This window comes from Micromonospora sp. WMMD714 (genome assembly GCF_029581315.1).
Lineage (GTDB): Bacteria > Actinomycetota > Actinomycetes > Mycobacteriales > Micromonosporaceae > Micromonospora > Micromonospora rifamycinica.
Genome location: NZ_CP120744.1, coordinates 194,484 through 210,891 on the forward strand (window position 1 = coordinate 194,484; position 16,408 = coordinate 210,891).

Sequence of the window (16,408 nt, forward strand, 5' to 3'; positions counted from 1 at the left end):
GATCCTGCCGGGAAGCCGGCGCGGTGGACAGCCGAACCCGGCGTGGGACACATCACGGCCACCGATGGGACACCGACGGCGTTCATGAATTCTTCTCATGAATGATTCGGAAATGTCATAACTTGACCAGGTGAGCAATCGACCCCTTGCCGCCGCAGGTCGTTCCGTTCCTCTCCTCCGCGCCGGGCTGATCGCCGGCGTCGTGCTCGCCGCCGTGGCGTACCCGCTGGCCGCCGTGACCGGCCTCGGCGCCAAGGCCACCGCGCACGCCGTGGAGCACAAGACGAACATCCTGCGCACCGCGCTGCCCGCCGAGACGTCCTACCTCTACGCCCCGGACGGCAAGACGATCCTGACCATGTTCTACGAGGAGTACCGGCAGTACACCACGTTGTCGGACATGTCGCCGAACATCCAGCAGGCCATCGTCGCCGCCGAGGACAACCGCTTCTACCAGCACTCGGGCGTCGACCCCAAGGGCGTCGCCCGCGCCTTCGTGGCCAACGCCCGCTCCAGCGGCGTCTCCCAGGGCGCGTCGACACTGACCATGCAGTACGTCCGGATGGCGCTGCGGGACAGCGCGCAGACGCCCGAGGAGGTGCAGGAGGCCACCCAGCAGACCAGCCTGCGCAAGGTCAAGGAGATGCGGATGGCGCTGGACATCGAGAAGGAGCTGACCAAGGAGCAGATCCTGGAGCGCTACCTCAACTCGGCGTACTTCGGCCACCGGGCGTACGGCATCTACGCGGCGGCCCAGATCTTCTTCTCCAAGACCCCGGCCACCCTCAGCCCGGTCGAGGCGGCCACCCTCGCCGGGCTGGTCAAGTCCCCCTCCGAGTACGACCCGCTCAGCTCCGACCAGAAGGACGCCACCGACCGGCGCAACTACGTGCTCGACAAGATGGCCCAGCTCCATTACCTGTCCCCGGACGCCGCCGCGGTGGCGAAGAGCGAACCGATCCGGACCCGACCCACCACCCCGGCCAACGACTGCGCCTCGATCCCCGGCGCGTACAACGCCTGGGGCTTCGCCTGCGACTACGTGAAGAACTGGTGGAGCGCCCAGCCCGCGTTCGGGGAGAACCGGCTGGAACGGATGGACAAGCTGCGCCGGGGCGGCTACCGGATCGTGCTGAGCCTCGACCCGAAGGTCCAGGCCGCCGCCGAGAAGAACGTCGGCGCGAAGGAGCGGGTCGGCAGCCCCTTCGCCAACGGGATCGTGGTCGCCGAACCGGGCACCGGACGGATCAAGGCGATGGCGGTGAACCGGACCTACTCCCTGGACGTCGGCGACAACGGCCCCAGCTCGAACCCGGAGGCCGACCCGAAGACGAAGGCGAACTACCCGAACACGGTCGCCCCGCTGCTCGGCGGCGGCACCCTCCCCGGGTACCAGGCCGGCTCGACGTTCAAGATGTTCCCGATGCTGGCCGCGCTGGACGCCGGCATGCCGCTGTCCACCGCGTTCGACTCGCCGTACCGGTACCGGTCCGCCGTCTACGACGGGTGGGCGCCGTCCAACGCCAGCGGGGCGATGACCGGCCGGCAGACCATGTGGTCCGGGTTCGGCAAGTCGGTCAACACCTACTTCGTCCAGCTGGAGGAGAAGATCGGCGCGGACCGGGGGGTGCACCTCGCCGAGCAGTTGGGCCTGCGCTGGCGGACCGACGTCGACAAGGAGCAGGCGTCACCCGCCAAGGCGAAGAAGTGGGGCGCGTTCACCCTGGGCGTCTCCGACGCCACCCCGTTGGAGATGGCCAACGCGTACGCCGCGATCGCCGCCGACGGCCGGTACTGCGAGGCGATGCCGGTGAACTCGATCACCAACCGGGACGGCACCCCGGCCACCTACCGCACCGCCGGCGGCATCGAACGGGAGGTCGCCAAGCCCCGCTGCCGGCAGGTGGTGAACGCCGACGCGGCGCGGGCCGCCACCGACGCGGCGCGCTGCCCCACCGGGGACACCCCGGCCAAGGGAAGCTGCGGGGGCTGGTCGACGGCGGACAGCGTGCGCCGCACGGTGGGCCGCCCGGTGGCCGGCAAGACCGGCACCACCGACAGCACCCGGTCGGCCTGGTTCGTCGGCTACACCCCGGAGCTGGCGGCGGCGAGCTTCATCGCCGACCCGGACAACCCGTTCAACGCGGTCGGCGACGGGCAGTCGCAGATCCCGGTCAACGCGGTCGCCCAGACCCTGCGGGACGGCCTCAAGGGCACCCCGACCCGCCAGTTCACCCCACCGTCGGACGCCATCGTCGGCTGAGCCGCCAGGCGACGCCCGGCCGGGACACGACGCGGTCAGGCCGGGGCGGCGACGCCCTCGACCGGCGACGGCAGCGCCGCCGCCGTCACCAGCCGGGTCGCGATCCCGGGGTACGCCGCCCAGTGCAGGCCGAGCTGGGAGGCGTGCACGCCCCGCCAGACGAAGCCCTCGGGCGAGCCGCCCTCCCAGCTCCACGCGGCCCGCTGACCCGACCGGGGCGTGAGCACGGCACCGTGCTGCTTGTAACCCACCACCGTCGTCCCGGCCGCGGCGACCACGCTGTCGGACTGGGCGACCGCCTCCCGGTAGCCCACCACCAGACCGTCCCGGCTGGCCCCGATCGCGTCCAGCACCCCGCACATCGGCAGGCCGTCCAGCTCGCGGGCCAGCCACAGCAGGCCGGTGCCCTCGGCGATCACCGGCCGCCCGGTGCGGGCCAGCTCCGCCACCGCGATGCAGAGCCGCCGGTTGGCCGACAGGTCCCGCGCGTACGACTCGGGCAGTGCGCCGCCGACCACCAGCGCGCGGGTGCCGGCGGGCAGCGCCTCGTCGCGCAGCGGGTCGACGGTGACCACCTGCGCCCCGGCGGCCCGGAGCAGCTCGGCGACCTCCGGGTGCCCGTAACTGCCGCCCGGCCCCCCAGCCAGCGCCACCACCGGCGCGTCCCCGACCGGAGCGTCGGGGGCCGGCGACCACGGCGCGACGGAGAGCGCCGGGGCGGAACGGGCCAGCGCGAGCAGGCGCTCCAGGTCGACCGTGCCGGCGACCGCCTCACCGAGCCGGCGGACCGCCCGGGTCGCCTCCGTGTCGCGGGCGAGCACCGGCACCACACCGTGCCGGCGGGCGGGCAGCACCGGGGGCAGCTCGTGGCGACGCAGCGCGCCGTAGACCGGCACCCCGACGTCGTCGAGCGCCTCCCGGAGCATGGCCTCGTGCCGGCCGGACGCCACCTGGGTGAGGATCACCCCACCCAGCCAGAGCTGCTCGTCGTACGAGCGGAAGCCGTGTACCAGGGCGGCCACCGACTGCCCCATCGCCGCCACGTCCACCGCCAGCACGACGGGGCTGCGCAGCGCGGTCGCGACGGCGGCGGTGGACTCCGCCTCGGGGCGGCCGGCGACCGAGTCGTACAGGCCCATGGTGCCCTGGACCAGGGCCAACGCGGCACCCTGGGCACCGTGTGCGAAGAGCGGCCCGAGCTGGTCGGCGCCGGTCAACCGGGGGTCGAGGTTGCGCCCGGGTCGGCCGGCGGCCAGCCCGAGGTACGCGGCGTCGACGTGGTCCGGGCCGACCTTGAAACCGGCGACGTCCAGCCCCCGGTCGGCGAGGGCCGCGAGCAGGCCCACGGAGAGCGCGTTGGTGCCGTGACCGGAGGACGGCGCGCTGAACACGAGGCGCGGCACGGCGGTCATCATCGACTCCTCGGTGGTGACGGACAGTGGTGCGCGGACGGCCGGGAGGAACACCGGCGGTGATCCGCTCGCGTGACCATACCCGCCCGCACCGGCGGCGGAAGTCCGCCGAACCGGCGTCGCACGGACCGGTCCCGGGCCGTCGCGGAGGGTGGTGCCCGTCATACGGGTAGCCTCGTGCCGTGTACCGGTTCCTGCTGACCCCACGCTGGTTGGGCATCCTCGCGCTGACCCTGGCCGCCGCCGCCGTCATGGTGCTGCTCGGCAACTGGCAGCTGGACCGTTACCGGGAACGCACCGCGGTCAACGAACGCATCGACGCCGGTACCGCGGGCACGCCCGCGCCGCTGCGGTCCACCCTGCCCGCCCCGACCGGCGGCGCGGGCACGGTCGGCCCGCCCCCCGCCGAGCAGGCCGAGTGGAGCAGGGTCACCGCCACCGGCCGGTACGACCCCGCGCACGTCGTCCTGGTCCGGGGCCGGACGGTGGAGAGCCGGGTCGGGTTCGAGGTGCTCGCCCCGCTGGTCCTGGACGACGGCACGGCGGTGCTGGTCGACCGGGGCTGGGTTCCCCCGGCCCCCGGCGGCGCGCTGGCCGTGCCCCAGGTGCCCGCGCTGCCGACCGGGGAGGTGACCGTCGTCGGCCGGGTGCACCCCACCGAGACCGGCGGCAGCGGTGTGGACCGGCGCGACGGCCGGCTGGAGACCCGGCGGGTGACCGTCGACAAGCTGGCCCGGGAGCTGCCGTACCCGCTGCACGGGGCGTACCTGCTGCTCGACGAGCAGACCCCGGCGAACGACCCGGCGTTCCGGGCGGTGCCGATCGGGCACGCGAACAACTGGCAGAACTTCGGCTACGTCGTCCAGTGGTGGCTGTTCGCCGTGATGACGCTGTTCGGCTACGGCTGGGTGGCCCGCCGGGAGGCCCGCCGCGCCGCCGGCCTGGACGCGCCGAAACCGCCCGTCGACCGGGCCGCCGAACCCGCCACCCCCGCCTGAGCGGTGCCGGCACCGCCCTCGGCGGGCACCTTCCGACAGCTCAGCCGGCGACCCGCCCGGCGTGCGGTGGCCGGCTCAGCGGGTGACCTGCCCGGCGCGCGGTGCCCGGCTCAGCCGGCGGAACGCCCCGCGTGCAGGGCGCGGACCGTGTCGATGGTGTCGGCCTCGGCAGCCGACTTGTCGTCGCGGTAGCGCAGCACCCGGGCGAACCGGAGGGCCACCCCGCCCGGGTAGCGGGTGCTGGCGAGCACGCCGTCGAAGGCGACCTCGACCACCTGCTCGGGACGCACCCGCACCACCCAGTCGCCGCGCTCCACGGCCAGCCCGAGGAAACGTTCGGTCTGCCAGCGCAGCAACTCGTCGGTCAGGCCCTTGAAGGTCTTGCCGAGCATCACGAAGTCACCGGTACGCGGATCCCGGGCACCGAGGTGCAGGTTGGACAGCCAACCCTGCCGCCGGCCACTGCCCCATTCGACCGCCAGCACCACCAGGTCGAGGGTGTGCCGGGGTTTGACCTTGACCCAGGCCGAGCCACGTCGACCGGCGTCGTAGGGGGCGTCCGGCGACTTGACCACGACCCCCTCCTGGCCGGCGTCGAGCGCGGCGGCGAACGCCGCACCGGCCTGCTCCGGGTCGTCGACCTCGACCCGGCCCACCAGCAACGACCCGTCGACCACCTCGGCGAGCCGGGTCCACCGCTGCCGGCCGGGCAGGTCGATCAGATCGTCGCCGTCGAGGTGCAACAGATCGAAGAAGTACGGCGTGAGCACGGCGGTGTCGGCCGGATCAGTGGCCGCCGGCACGGCCGGATCAGTGGCGGCCCGCACCGCCGGGTCGGCCGGATCGGTGGCGGCCGGATCGGTGGCGGCCCGCACCGCCGGGTCGGCCAGGTCAGTTGCGGCCGGGCCAGTGGCGGCCGGGTCGGGACCAGCGGGAACGGTGGCCCGGCCGGGGGACCTGCGGGCGGCCCGGCTGGAGGTCTGCGGGAACGGCAGCGGGCGACCGGCGGCATCCAGCCCGATCGCCTCGCCGTCGAGCACCAGCTCCCGGACCGGCAACGCCCGAACCGCGGCGACCACCTCGGGCACCCGCGCGGTGATCTCGTCCAGGCTGCGGGTGAAGACCGCGACGTCGTCGCCGGAGCGGTGCACCTGGATACGGATGCCGTCGAGTTTCACGTCGACCACCGCCGGCACCCCGGTGACCGCGAGCGCGGCGTCGACCGACGGGGCGCTCGACGCCAGCATCGGTGCAAGCGGACGGCCCACCCGGAGCCCGAAGCCGGCCAGCGCGGCGGCACCGCCGGTACGGGCGGCCACCGCGACCGCCCGCAGGTCACCGACGAGCAGCAGCGCCCGACGTACCGCCGCCACCGGCACCTCGGCGGCCCGGGCGATGGCGTCGGCGAGCAGGCCGGCCTGGGCGCCCTGGCGCAGCTCGCCCCGGAACAGGTCGACCAGGAACCGCTGCTCGTCGGCGGTGGCGGCACCGAGCAGAGCGGTGAGCAGCTGCCGGCGGCGGGCCTGGGAGCCGGGGCCGTGCACGGCGGCGATCCCGTCGACGGCCGCGTCGACGGCGGTCACGGTCAGGGTCGGCTCCGCGGCCGGCGGCGGCAGGTCGCGCAGGCTGGCCCAGCCCACGCCGGTCTGCCGCTGGCGCAGCTCACCGGCGAGATAGCCGGAGCCGACCGCCACCTCGGACGGGTCGAGCGCCCGCAGCGCACCGGCCAGCAGTTCCACCTTGGCGCGTCGGCCGGTGGTGGCCGAGACGGCCGCGGAGGTGGCTGCCAGGTCGAGGAACCGCACGCACCTCATCCTGCCAGCCACCCCCGACACCACCCGGGCATTGCCGTACCCGGGCCGTCTGCCTGTCCGGGCACGACCCGCCCCGCCCGGCCGCCGGCCGGGCACGTCCGCACGGGACGGCCGGCCGGGCCGACCCCGGCGACGGGGTGCACCCGGACCGCCCGCTCAGGCCGAGACGGGCTCCTCGACGCGCAGACCACGGGCGCGGACCCCGTCGGCGACCCGGGAAAGCACGCCGTCCAGGGCGACCAGCACCGCCGAAAGCTCGCCGAGCTGTTCCTTGAGCGTGTCCTCGGGCCACGCGGAGACGTCGACGTCCCCCAGAGCGCTCACGGCGGCTTCCAGCCGCGTCATCACGTCGTTCGTACGCATGTTCGAAAGGCTATACCAGGTGGTCTTCCGACACGCCGCAAACTCCGACATCGGCCCCGAAGTTACCGTTCCGCGACCTGACCGGCCGGCTGCCGCTGCTCGGCCACCTTCGCCAACAGCAACGCCTCGGCGAGGCAGACCCGGGCGAACTCGCCCAGGTGCAGGCTCTCGTTCGGCCCGTGCGCCCGCGCGTGCGGGTCCTCCACCCCGGTGACCAGGATCGCCGCCTGCGGAAACATCTCCTGGAAGGTGGCGATGAACGGGATCGAGCCCCCGATGCCGATGTCCACCGGCTCGGTCCCGTCCCAGGCGGCCCGGAACGCCGCGCGGGCGGCGTCGAACACCGGCCCCGAGGCGTCGATGACGCACGGGTCGCCGCCGCTCTCCAGGGTCACCGTCACCCGGGCACCCCACGGCGCGTGCTCCTCCAGGTGGGCACGGACCGCGTCGTACGCCCGCCGGGGGTCGTCACCCGGCGCGAGCCGTACGCTCAGCTTGGCCTTCGCGGCCGGGACCAGCGCGTTCGGTGCCTCGCCGGTGGCCGGGGCGTCGATTCCGAGCACCGCCACCGCCGGTTTGGTCCAGAGCCGGTCGGTGATCCGGCCGGTGCCGATCAGCGACACCCCGTCGACCACGCCGGCCTCGGCCCGGAACCGGTCCTCCGGATAGTCGACGGGAGCGCCCGTGCGGCCGGCCAGGCCCGCGACGGCCACGTCCCCGGCGGCGTCGTGCAGCGTGGCCAGCAGCCGGACCAGGGCGGTCACCGCGTCCGGGACGGCACCGCCGAACATCCCGCTGTGCACCGCGTGGTCCAGGGTGCGAACCTCGACGAACAGGTTGACCAGGCCGCGCAGTGAGGTGGTGAGGGCCGGTACGCCCACGTCCCAGTTCGCGGAGTCGGCGATCACGATGACGTCCGAGGCGATCTCCTCGCGGTGCTCGGTGAGGAGCCGCTCCAGCGAGTCGGAGCCGTACTCCTCCTCCCCCTCGATGAACAGCACCACGCCGACCGGGAGCTGGTCGCCGAAGGCGCGCAGGGCGGCGACGTGCGCCATGATGCCGGCCTTGTCGTCGGCGGCACCGCGCCCGTAGAGGCGACCCTCCCGCTCGACCGGCTCGAACGGCGCGGACTCCCACAGCGACAGGTCGCCGACGGGCTGGACGTCGTGGTGGGCGTACAGCAGCACGGTGGGTGCGCCGGGCGGGGCGGGCCGCGTCCCGATCACCGCAGGCTGACCGCCGGAGCGCACGATCCGCACGTCGAGACCGCAACCGCGCAGCAGCTCGGCGACCGCCTCGGCGGACCGCTCGACGTGGGAGTGGTCGAAGCCCTCGAAGGCGATGCCGGGAATGCGGACGAGGCGTTCCAGATCGGCACGGACGCCAGGCATCTCCCGCGCGACGGCGGCCCGCACCTCGGACTCGGACATGATCGGAAAGGTCATGACCGGCATCGTATGCCGGCCTTACCGGGCGGTACCCGGCGAGCGGGAACCCGCAGCCGGGGGACCGGATGGAGGTCGGGACCAGGGTCGGGGTCGGGACCGGGCCGGGCTCAACGCGCGGGACCGGGAGCGGGGCCTGCGCCCGAGGCGGGCACCCGGCGGCGGACGTAGTAGCGGTCCCGGTCGTGCGGCAGGGTCGGTGCCCCGTCGACCATTAGGTCGACGGAGTCGGCGGTCCGGTCGGTCGCGAAATGCGCCTCCTCTCCGGTGTGCCAGCGCCGCAGCTCCGGCAGCAGCTGCGGCCCGTCCCGGTCCAGCGCGCGGCGCAGCCGCAGCCCGGCCGGCGCGGTGACCTGCACCGACAGGGTCAGCTCCGGCCGGATCGCCGCCCGTGCCGCGCTCACCCCCTCCAGCAGCAGCACCGGCGCGACCGGCACCGGCATCTCGCGGGGCAGGAACTCCCGCCGCACCCAGCTGTAACGCCGGTAGGACCCCGCCCGGCCGGCCCGCAGCGGGGCGAGCACCCGCTCCTCCAGGCGGGTCCAGAAGGTGAGCTGGTCGTCCCAGCCGTCGAGCAGGTCGTCGGTGTGCACCACCGGTGGCCGCCCACCGCCGGGCAGACCGGCGAGGGCGTCCGCGAGGCGCGCGGTGAAGGCGCTCTTGCCCGCGCCGCTGGGTCCGTCGACGGCCACCAGTCGGGTACGCCCCAACCGCGCCGGACCGGCGAGCACCCGCCGGGCCAGCGTCGCGTACGCCTCGACCAGCACCACCGTCACACCGGTGACGCTAGTGGGTGTCCCCCGTGAGCCTGGTTCCGCCGTGGGGAGTGCTGTTCGTCGGGCGGTGGGCAGGGTGCCGGGGCATGATCTGGACGTGCTCAATGACGTGATGAGTCCCGGCGTGGACGCCCTACTGGAACAGGCCCGAGCCGGGCTGCGGCGGTTGAGTCCTCAGCAGACGGTCGAGGCGGTACGGGCGGGTGCACTGCTGGTCGACACCCGCACCGAGAGGCAACGTCGTGAGCAGGGGGAGCTGCCCGGCGCGATCGTCATCGACCGGACGGTTCTGGAGTGGCGGCTGGACCCGGCCAGCGAGTGGCGGATCCCCGAGGCGACCGGCTACGACCGGGAGATCGTGGTGGTGTGCCGGCACGGCTACAGCTCCAGTCTGGCGGCGGCCAGCCTCCAGGCGCTGGGCCTGCGCAACGCCACCGACATGACCGGCGGCGTGCAGGCCTGGCGGGAGGCCGGACTGCCCCTGTCCGACCAGCCCGCCGACCTCCGCCTCTGACGCCCACCTCCGTCTCCGACCGGGCCGGCGGGCCAGCGGCAACGGCTGGGCCGACGGGCCGGTGGGCCAGCGACAACGGCTGGGCGGGCCGGCGGCAGCCGGGCAGGCCGGTGGACCAGCGGCAGCCGGGCAGGCCGGTGGACCAGCGGCAGCCGGGCAGGCCGGTGGACCAGCGGCAGCCGGGCAGGCCGCTGTCTCCGGCGGTCAGGCGGTGGGTGGGGCACCGGGTGGCACGAACGGCAGGTCGGCCGGCGGGCCGGCCTCGATGAGCCGCCACAGCGCGGTGGTGTCGAGGTGCTCCTCGACCAGATCGCCGAGCAGGTCGAGGGAGCGTTCGCGGGCGGCGGCGAAGGTGGTGTCCGGGGCGACGGTGAACCCGTGCCGGCCGGCCGACCGGGCCACCCCGGTCAGGAACCGGCGGCGGAACTCGTCGGACTCGAAGGCGCCGTGCCAGTGGGTGCCGTAAACCGCGCCGAGCCGGGCTCCTTCGGGGCGACCGTCGGCGTGGTGCAGCAGCGGGGGCAGCGCCGGGTCGGCGGTGGAGACGTACCCGTGGTGGATCTCGTAGCCGCGCACCGGGACGTCGGGGGCGGCGGTGCCGACGGCGGGCCGGACGGTCTTGGCCGGGTCAAAGGTGATCTCGATGGGCAGCAGGCCCAGGCCGGGGACGCTGCCCCGCCGGCTCTCCACCGGGTCGTGGATGGCGGTGGCCAGCATCTGGAAGCCGCCGCAGATGCCGAGCAGCGGCCGACCGGCGGCGGCGTGCGCGGTGACCGCCTCGGCGAGCCCGGTCTCCCGCAGCCAGGCCAGGTCGGCGACGGTGGACTTGGAGCCGGGCAGGACTACCAGGTCGGCGGCGGCCAGCTCGGCGGGCTCGACGGTGAGCCGGACCCGGACGCCCGGCTCGGTGGCCAGGGCCTCCACGTCGGTGGCGTTGCTGATCCGGGGCAGCCGGACGACGGCGACGTCGAGCCATGCGGTGCCGTACGGGGCGGCGGGGCGGCCGAGCACCCGCCCGTAGGCGAGCGAGTCCTCGGCGTCGAGCCAGAGGTCGAGGTGCCAGGGCAGCACCCCGTAGGTGGGGCGGCCGGTCACCCGGTGCAGCATGTCCAGCCCGGGGCGGAGCAGGCCCAGATCACCCCGGAACTTGTTGATCACGAAGCCGGCGACCAGGGCCTGGTCGGCCGGGTCGAGCAGAGCGACCGTGCCGAACATCGAGGCGAACACGCCGCCCCGGTCGATGTCGCCGACCACGATGGTGGGGAGGTCGGCGTGCCGGGCCAGCCCCATGTTGACGTAGTCACCGGCCCGCAGGTTGATCTCGGCGGGGCTGCCGGCCCCCTCACAGATCACCACGTCGTACGCCGCCCGCAGGTCGGCCAGGGCCGCGTACGCCGTCTCGGCGAGCTTCGGGCGCAGGGTGCGGAAGTTGCCGGCGGTGACCGTGTCGACGGCCTCGCCGAGCAGCACCACCTGACTGGCCAGGTCGCTACCCGGCTTGAGCAGCACCGGGTTGAACCGCAGGTCGGGGGCGATCCCGCAGGCGGCGGCCTGCATCGCCTGGGCGCGACCGATCTCGCCGCCCCGCCCGTCCGGGCCGACCACCACGGCGGAGTTGTTGGACATGTTCTGCGCCTTGAACGGCGCGACGGCGACGCCCTGCCGGTGCAGCCAGCGGCAGATGCCGGCGGTGAGCACGCTCTTGCCCGCGTCGGACGTGGTGCCCGCGACGAGCAGCCCGCCGCTCATCGGCCGCTCCCCGGGCCGGGGGTGCCGAGGCGGGCGGTGAGCCGGCGGACCGGTTGCCGCAGCAGGGTACGGCCGGTGGCGGCGACCAGCCGGCCACCGGTCAGCGGCCAGAGGGCGGCCAGGGCGAGCGCGGCCAGGCCCACCCGGCCGGAGAGCCGGGCGGCCCGTTTCAGGTGCCGGGCCTCGGGGCGCGGGCCGTCGCCGAGGAACGGCCGCACCTCGGAGCGTCCGAAGTAGACGTTCCGGCCGCCGAGCCGGACGCCCAGCGCCCCGGCCATGGCCGCCTCGCACTGGCCGGCGTTGGGGCTGGGGTGGTCGTGGCGGTCCCGTCGCCAGACCTGCCAGGCCCGCTCCCGGTCGCCGTGGACACTGGGCGCGGCGGCGACGGTGAGCAGCCCGGTCAGTCGGGCCGGCAGCAGGTTGAGCAGGTCGTCGAGGCGGGCGGCGGGGGTGCCGAACCGGGCGTAGCGGGGTGAGCGGTGCCCCACCATCGCGTCCAGGGTGTTCGCCGCCCGGTAGCCGAGCAGGCCGGGCAGGCCGGCGAGGGCACCCCAGACCAGGGGGGCGACCACGGCGTCGGAGGTGTTCTCAGCGACCGATTCGACGGTGGCGCGGGCCAACTCGCCCTCGTCGAGGCGGGACGGATCCCGACCGCAGAGATGCCCGAGCCGGTGGCGGGCCGCCGGCAGGTCACCGGCGCGCAGGGCGTCACCCATCACCGTCGCCTCGTGGCGCAGCGTCCGACCGCCGAGCACCGTCCAGGTGCCGACGGCCACGACCAGGACCCGGGCCACCGGGTGCCGCCGGGTGGCCCGGTCGACGGCCACGCCGAGCAGCACCGGCGCGCCCACCGCGACGGCGGTGAAGACCGCTCCCGCGCGGCGGTCGGCCCGGTAGACCCGACGTTCCAGGAGGCCGGCGGCCCGCCCGAAGCCGGCCACCGGATGCCCGCGCCGGGGGTCGCCGAGCAGGCTGTCCAGCGCATACCCGGCCACCAGTCCGACCGCGTTCGCCGCCGCTGTGCGCCGCCCCACCCGCACCACCTCCGGCCGGCCAGCCTAGCCCCTGGGCGGGGTGGCCACGTCGCCGTCGCCACCCCGCCCCCGCCCGTACGAACCCGGCCCCGCGTCCCTTCCCCGGCGCGGGGCCGGGTTCTCAGGCCGGGACCGGCACCCGGCCCCGGCCCCGCCGGCCCCGACCCGCCGGGCCACCGGCCACCTCGGCCGGCGTCGGGGCGGACGGGCCGCCCGACGGGCGGTCGTCGCCGGGCTCCCCCTCGTCGCCCGGCCGGCCCTCCTCACCAGGCCGCCCCTCACCCGGCCGGACGTCACTCGGCCGACTCTCACCAGGCCGACTCTCACGCAGCCGGCCCTCACCCGGCTGACTCTCGTCGTCCGACCGGTCCCCGTCGCCCGGCCGGCCCTCGTCATCCGGCCGGCTCTCGTCGTCGGGTAGCGGGGTCAGGTCGTCGTCGGGCTCGTCGTCGAGCGGGTCGACCGTCGGGGCGTACCCGGTGCCGGGCAGGTCGTGGCCGGCGCGCGGGAAACCGAAGCCGGACAACCCGAAGTCGTCGTCCAGGGGGCGGTCGTCCGGCCCGGCGGGGGCCTGCCCCGGCGGCACCGGCTCGGTCGGTTCGCCCTGCACCCGGTGGGCCGTCTCGTCGTCCTCCACGGTGCTGGTGGCCATGCTCGGCCGGTTGCGCAGGAAGCGGGAGCGGCCCCGGGAGAGGTCGTGCCCGACCGCGACCGCCTCCAGCTCGTAGAGGACCCGGTGGTTGCCGGCGTCGTCGGTCCAGTCGCGGGTGTAGAGCCGCCCGGCGACCACCACCGGGTCGCCGACCATGATCGAGGCGGCCACCCCCTCGGCCAGCCTGCGCCAGCAGTTGACCCGGACGCGGAGGCTGTTGCCGTCCACCCACTGGCCGCTGTCCCGGTTCAGGCGGCGGGCGGTCGAGGCCACCTTGAAGTTGGCGACCAGGGTGTTGCTCTGGGCGGTACGACGCCACTCCGGCGCGGTCAGCACATTGCCGACGATCGTTACGTAGGTGTCAAACATCGTTCCTTCTCCAGGGTCCGGCGGATGCGGTGGCGAGTCGACTCGGGACCGAGCCTGGCCCGGCGCGGTATGCCGGCGCGAACACCCGGCCCCGTCCTGTGGACAACCGGACCGGCTGTGGACGACGACCTGATCAAGGTCCCGGTGTGCTAGGCCGACCGGCCCTGGAGACGGCCCAGGGGCCGGACCAGGATGAAGACACCGGAGACCGGACCCACCACCGGAGCGGACCGCCGGGACCGGAAGGGGGCTGGCAGGACCGGGGAAGACCAGCAGGACCGGAAGGAGGCCGCCGGGATCGGAGGCAGCAGAGTCGAGAAGGCGGCATCACCCGGAGTGAGGTCGGCTCCGACTGGGTATTGAGTTGATCAACCAAGCGCCACCAGGCACGACGTCCGACGAGAAAGGCAGTGCTGATGATTCGGACCCCGCTCCGTATGACCGGCTCCGTCCGCACCGAGCGGGAGGGGCGGCGATGAGCGCGGTGGCGAACCCGGCGACCGTGGCCGAGTGCCTGCGGATGGGCGCGGGCTTCTCCCAGGGCGACCGGAACTGGATCGTCGAGCAGTTCGGCACCCTGGACGCCCGGCTGGCCGCCTTCCACGCCGACGCCACCGAGCTGGAGGTGTCGGTCAAGGACCGGGAGGCCCGCGGGCAGAAGGTCACCCTGGAGTGCTGGATCGCCGGCCGGCAGAAGATCGTCACCACGTCGACCGAGGAGGACCTGCGGGCCGCCCTCAACGACGCCCGGGACGACCTGCGCCGCAAGCTCAACGACTCCAAGACCCGGCAGGAGCCCCGGCACAACAAGCACATCCGGGAGATGGCCGCCCCGCCGGCACCCGCGCCGCTGCCGGACCTCGACGCCGACGACGCCCCCCGGGTGGACGCCGAGACCGTCTGACCGGTCGCCGGAGCGTCCCCGTCCGCGTACCCACCGGACGGGGACGCTCCCCGGCGACCCGCCGCCGTCGCCCGCACCGCCGGTGCCGGGGCTACCGCCGGGTAGGCCGACGGGCGTAGCGTCGCGGTTGTGGAACAGGACGTGCTGGGGCCGCCGTACGAGCGGCAGACGATCGACCTGGGCACCGACGACGAGGGGCCGGTGGTCGCGACGCTGGTCCGGCGGCGGGCGGACCGCCCGACCGGCCGGGCGGTGCTCTACGTGCACGGCTTCGTCGACTACTTCTTCCAGACCCACCTGGCCGACTTCTACGCCGCCCGGGGCTGGGACTTCTACGCCCTCGACCTGCGCAAGTACGGCCGCAGCCTGCTCCCCCACCAGACCCCGAACTTCTGCCGCGACCTGAGCGACTACTTCCCCGAGCTGGACGCCGCCGCAGAGATCATCCGCACCGGGGACGGCCACGACACCCTGCTCGTCATGGGCCACTCCACCGGCGGCCTGATCATCTCGCTCTGGGCGCACGCCCGCCGCGACGCCGGTCTGGTCGACGGGCTCGTCCTGAACAGCCCCTTCTTCGACATCAACGCCCCCTGGCTGGTCCGTCGACCCCTCGCGGCGGCCGTCGCCCGGCTGGGCCGTCGCGCGCCGCACCGCGCCCTCCCCTTCGGCCTCGGCACCGTGTACGGCGAGAGCCTGCACGCCGACCATCGCGGTGAGTGGACGTACGACCTGACCTGGAAGCCGCTCGCCGGGTTCCCGGTGCGGGCCGGCTGGCTGGCCGCGATCCGCACCGCCCAACGGCAGCTCCGCGCCGGACTGGACATCCCCGTCCCGGTGCTGCTGGCCTGCTCGACCCGGAGCTTCCGGGGCACCCGCTGGCACGACTCGGCGGCCCTGGCCGACGCGGTGCTGGACGTGGAGCACATGGTCCGCTGGGCACCCCGGCTCGGCCGGCACGTCACCGTGGCCCGCTTCGACGGCGGCAAGCACGACCTGGTGCTCTCCGGCCCGGCCGTACGCGAACAGGTCTTCACCGAGGTCGGGCGCTGGGCCGAGGCCTTCCTGGGTGCCGGCCCGACCCGCCCCGCCGACGCCGCACCGGCGGACGCGGAAGCCCAGGTGCCCGGCACCCGCGCCCCGACCGCCGACGAGACCCCGGCCGCCAGCGCCCGCCCGACCGCCTGAGGGGTGCGCGCGGGGATCAGGTGACGGGCAGCTCGGCGAGCACCCGGTCGAGGGTGGCCACCGGATGCCCTGGTCCGGTCCCGTCGTCGTCGGCGGGCAGCACGACGCCCAGGCAGCGCAGGCCGATCTCCCCGGCGGCGTCGGGGCGTACCCCGAAGACGGGAGCGCCCAGGTAGCCGGCGGGGAGCGCGGCGGTGACCCGCAGCCGGTCGCCGTCGCGGACGGCCCGCTCGACAGCGACCTCCAGAGGGCGACCGTCGTCGCCGTCGACGCCGAGGGCCAGCACGATCGCGGTGACCGGCCCGGCCCCGAACCCGGCGAGGTCGTCCGCCCCGACCGCCACGGAGGCCGGCACCGGCTGCACCCGCCACCGCCAGCCCTGCCCCTCAGCGAACGCGTGCAGCCCGCCGGTCGGCAGGACCGCCACCCCGAGCCGCGCGTCACGTGCCCACCGCGCCGCAAGCTCCACCAGCGGCACCGCCCCACCGGCCACCCCGACCGGCTCGGTGACGCTGGGCCGCAGGCCGAGCCGCCGCGCCCGCCCCGCCACGGCGTCGGCGGTCAGCAGGAACTCGCCGTCGGGATGCGCGAGGAAGAAGGCGGTACCCGGGTCGCCCGCCGCGTCGACCGGCAGGATGGCCCGGCCCAGGAGCTGGCACAGCTCGTAGGCGACCTCGTTCTCGACATCCGGCTCCAGCAGCACGACCCGAGGGTACGGCCCGACGCGCCAGTCGGATGAGGGGTGCCCCGACCGGGGGTGCCGTGCGACGCTGATCACGCGTGTCCGGAAGCGACCCGTTCCGCCGTACGGCGGGGGGTCGGCGGTACCCTCTTGGCGCGACACGCACGCCGCGCGCCCGTAGCTCAGCGGATAGAGCAGGGGACTTCTAATCCCAAGGCCGCAGGTTCGAATCCTGCCGGGCGCAC

The 16,408-nt window shown here is 74.9% G+C and carries 13 protein-coding genes, 1 tRNA gene and 1 pseudogene; 6 read left to right on the top strand and 9 right to left on the bottom strand.

The annotated features are described in order from the left end of the window. The first annotated feature begins 130 nt into the window (after positions 1–130). The gene (locus tag O7625_RS00855) at positions 131–2,263 is read left to right on the top strand and encodes a transglycosylase domain-containing protein (protein ID WP_282343574.1); all 2,133 of its coding nucleotides are present in this window, start codon (positions 131–133) and stop codon (positions 2,261–2,263) included. A gap of 35 nt (positions 2,264–2,298) precedes the next feature. Here O7625_RS00855 and O7625_RS00860 read toward each other — a convergent pair whose 3' ends face one another. Further along, positions 2,299–3,675: a cobyrinate a,c-diamide synthase gene (locus tag O7625_RS00860; protein WP_282346760.1), complete on the bottom strand. Its 1,377-nt coding sequence runs from the start codon at positions 3,673–3,675 to the stop codon at positions 2,299–2,301. A gap of 182 nt (positions 3,676–3,857) precedes the next feature. Here O7625_RS00860 and O7625_RS00865 point away from each other — a divergent pair, with 182 nt between their 5' ends. Next, the gene (locus O7625_RS00865) at positions 3,858–4,673 is read left to right on the top strand and encodes an SURF1 family protein (protein ID WP_282343576.1); all 816 of its coding nucleotides are present in this window, start codon (positions 3,858–3,860) and stop codon (positions 4,671–4,673) included. 110 nt (positions 4,674–4,783) lie between these two features. On the opposite strand, the gene O7625_RS00870 is transcribed toward O7625_RS00865, so the two are convergent. The 4 genes and pseudogenes from O7625_RS00870 to O7625_RS00885 all read right to left on the bottom strand — a co-directional run bounded on the left by O7625_RS00870 (position 4,784) and on the right by O7625_RS00885 (position 9,159). Next, complete coding sequence (locus O7625_RS00870) at positions 4,784–6,478, bottom strand: ATP-dependent DNA ligase (protein ID WP_282343578.1); 1,695 nt, start codon at positions 6,476–6,478, stop codon at positions 4,784–4,786. Between the two features lie 165 nt (positions 6,479–6,643). Continuing rightward, positions 6,644–6,850: a hypothetical protein gene (locus tag O7625_RS00875; RefSeq protein ID WP_067308586.1), complete on the bottom strand. Its 207-nt coding sequence runs from the start codon at positions 6,848–6,850 to the stop codon at positions 6,644–6,646. Between the two features lie 62 nt (positions 6,851–6,912). Continuing rightward, a complete protein-coding gene (locus O7625_RS00880) occupies positions 6,913–8,280 on the bottom strand; it encodes a dipeptidase (RefSeq protein ID WP_282346761.1) in 1,368 nt (455 codons plus the stop codon). A 125-nt stretch (positions 8,281–8,405) separates the two neighbouring features. Beyond that, positions 8,406–9,159, bottom strand: a pseudogene (locus O7625_RS00885) (hypothetical protein). Between the two features lie 24 nt (positions 9,160–9,183). On the opposite strand from O7625_RS00885, the gene O7625_RS00890 reads away from it, so the two are divergent. Beyond that, a complete protein-coding gene (locus tag O7625_RS00890) occupies positions 9,184–9,585 on the top strand; it encodes a rhodanese-like domain-containing protein (protein ID WP_067308583.1) in 402 nt (133 codons plus the stop codon). A 204-nt stretch (positions 9,586–9,789) separates the two neighbouring features. Here O7625_RS00890 and O7625_RS00895 read toward each other — a convergent pair whose 3' ends face one another. The 3 genes from O7625_RS00895 to ssb all read right to left on the bottom strand — a co-directional run bounded on the left by O7625_RS00895 (position 9,790) and on the right by ssb (position 13,389). Continuing rightward, entirely contained in the window at positions 9,790–11,334 is a 1,545-nt protein-coding gene (locus tag O7625_RS00895; protein ID WP_282343582.1) for a cobyric acid synthase, read from the bottom strand. Next, positions 11,331–12,368, bottom strand: coding sequence for a cobalamin biosynthesis protein (locus O7625_RS00900; RefSeq protein WP_282343584.1), 1,038 nt, complete (start codon positions 12,366–12,368; stop codon positions 11,331–11,333). Before O7625_RS00900 ends, O7625_RS00895 begins: the two co-directional genes overlap by 4 nt. A 121-nt stretch (positions 12,369–12,489) precedes the next feature. Then, positions 12,490–13,389, bottom strand: a complete 900-nt coding sequence (ssb, locus tag O7625_RS00905) for a single-stranded DNA-binding protein (protein ID WP_282343586.1) — start codon at positions 13,387–13,389, stop codon at positions 12,490–12,492. A gap of 475 nt (positions 13,390–13,864) precedes the next feature. On the opposite strand from ssb, the gene O7625_RS00910 reads away from it, so the two are divergent. Further along, positions 13,865–14,293, top strand: a complete 429-nt coding sequence (locus O7625_RS00910) for an HPF/RaiA family ribosome-associated protein (protein WP_282343589.1) — start codon at positions 13,865–13,867, stop codon at positions 14,291–14,293. 129 nt (positions 14,294–14,422) lie between these two features. Continuing rightward, a complete protein-coding gene (locus O7625_RS00915) occupies positions 14,423–15,481 on the top strand; it encodes an alpha/beta hydrolase (protein ID WP_282343591.1) in 1,059 nt (352 codons plus the stop codon). A gap of 16 nt (positions 15,482–15,497) precedes the next feature. Here the strand turns inward: O7625_RS00915 and O7625_RS00920 are convergent, their stop codons facing one another. Next, entirely contained in the window at positions 15,498–16,184 is a 687-nt protein-coding gene (locus tag O7625_RS00920; RefSeq protein ID WP_282343592.1) for a hypothetical protein, read from the bottom strand. A gap of 150 nt (positions 16,185–16,334) precedes the next feature. Between O7625_RS00920 and O7625_RS00925 the strand changes: the two genes are divergently transcribed. Continuing rightward, a tRNA-Arg gene (locus O7625_RS00925) sits at positions 16,335–16,407 on the top strand. Position 16,408: the final 1 nt, after the last annotated feature.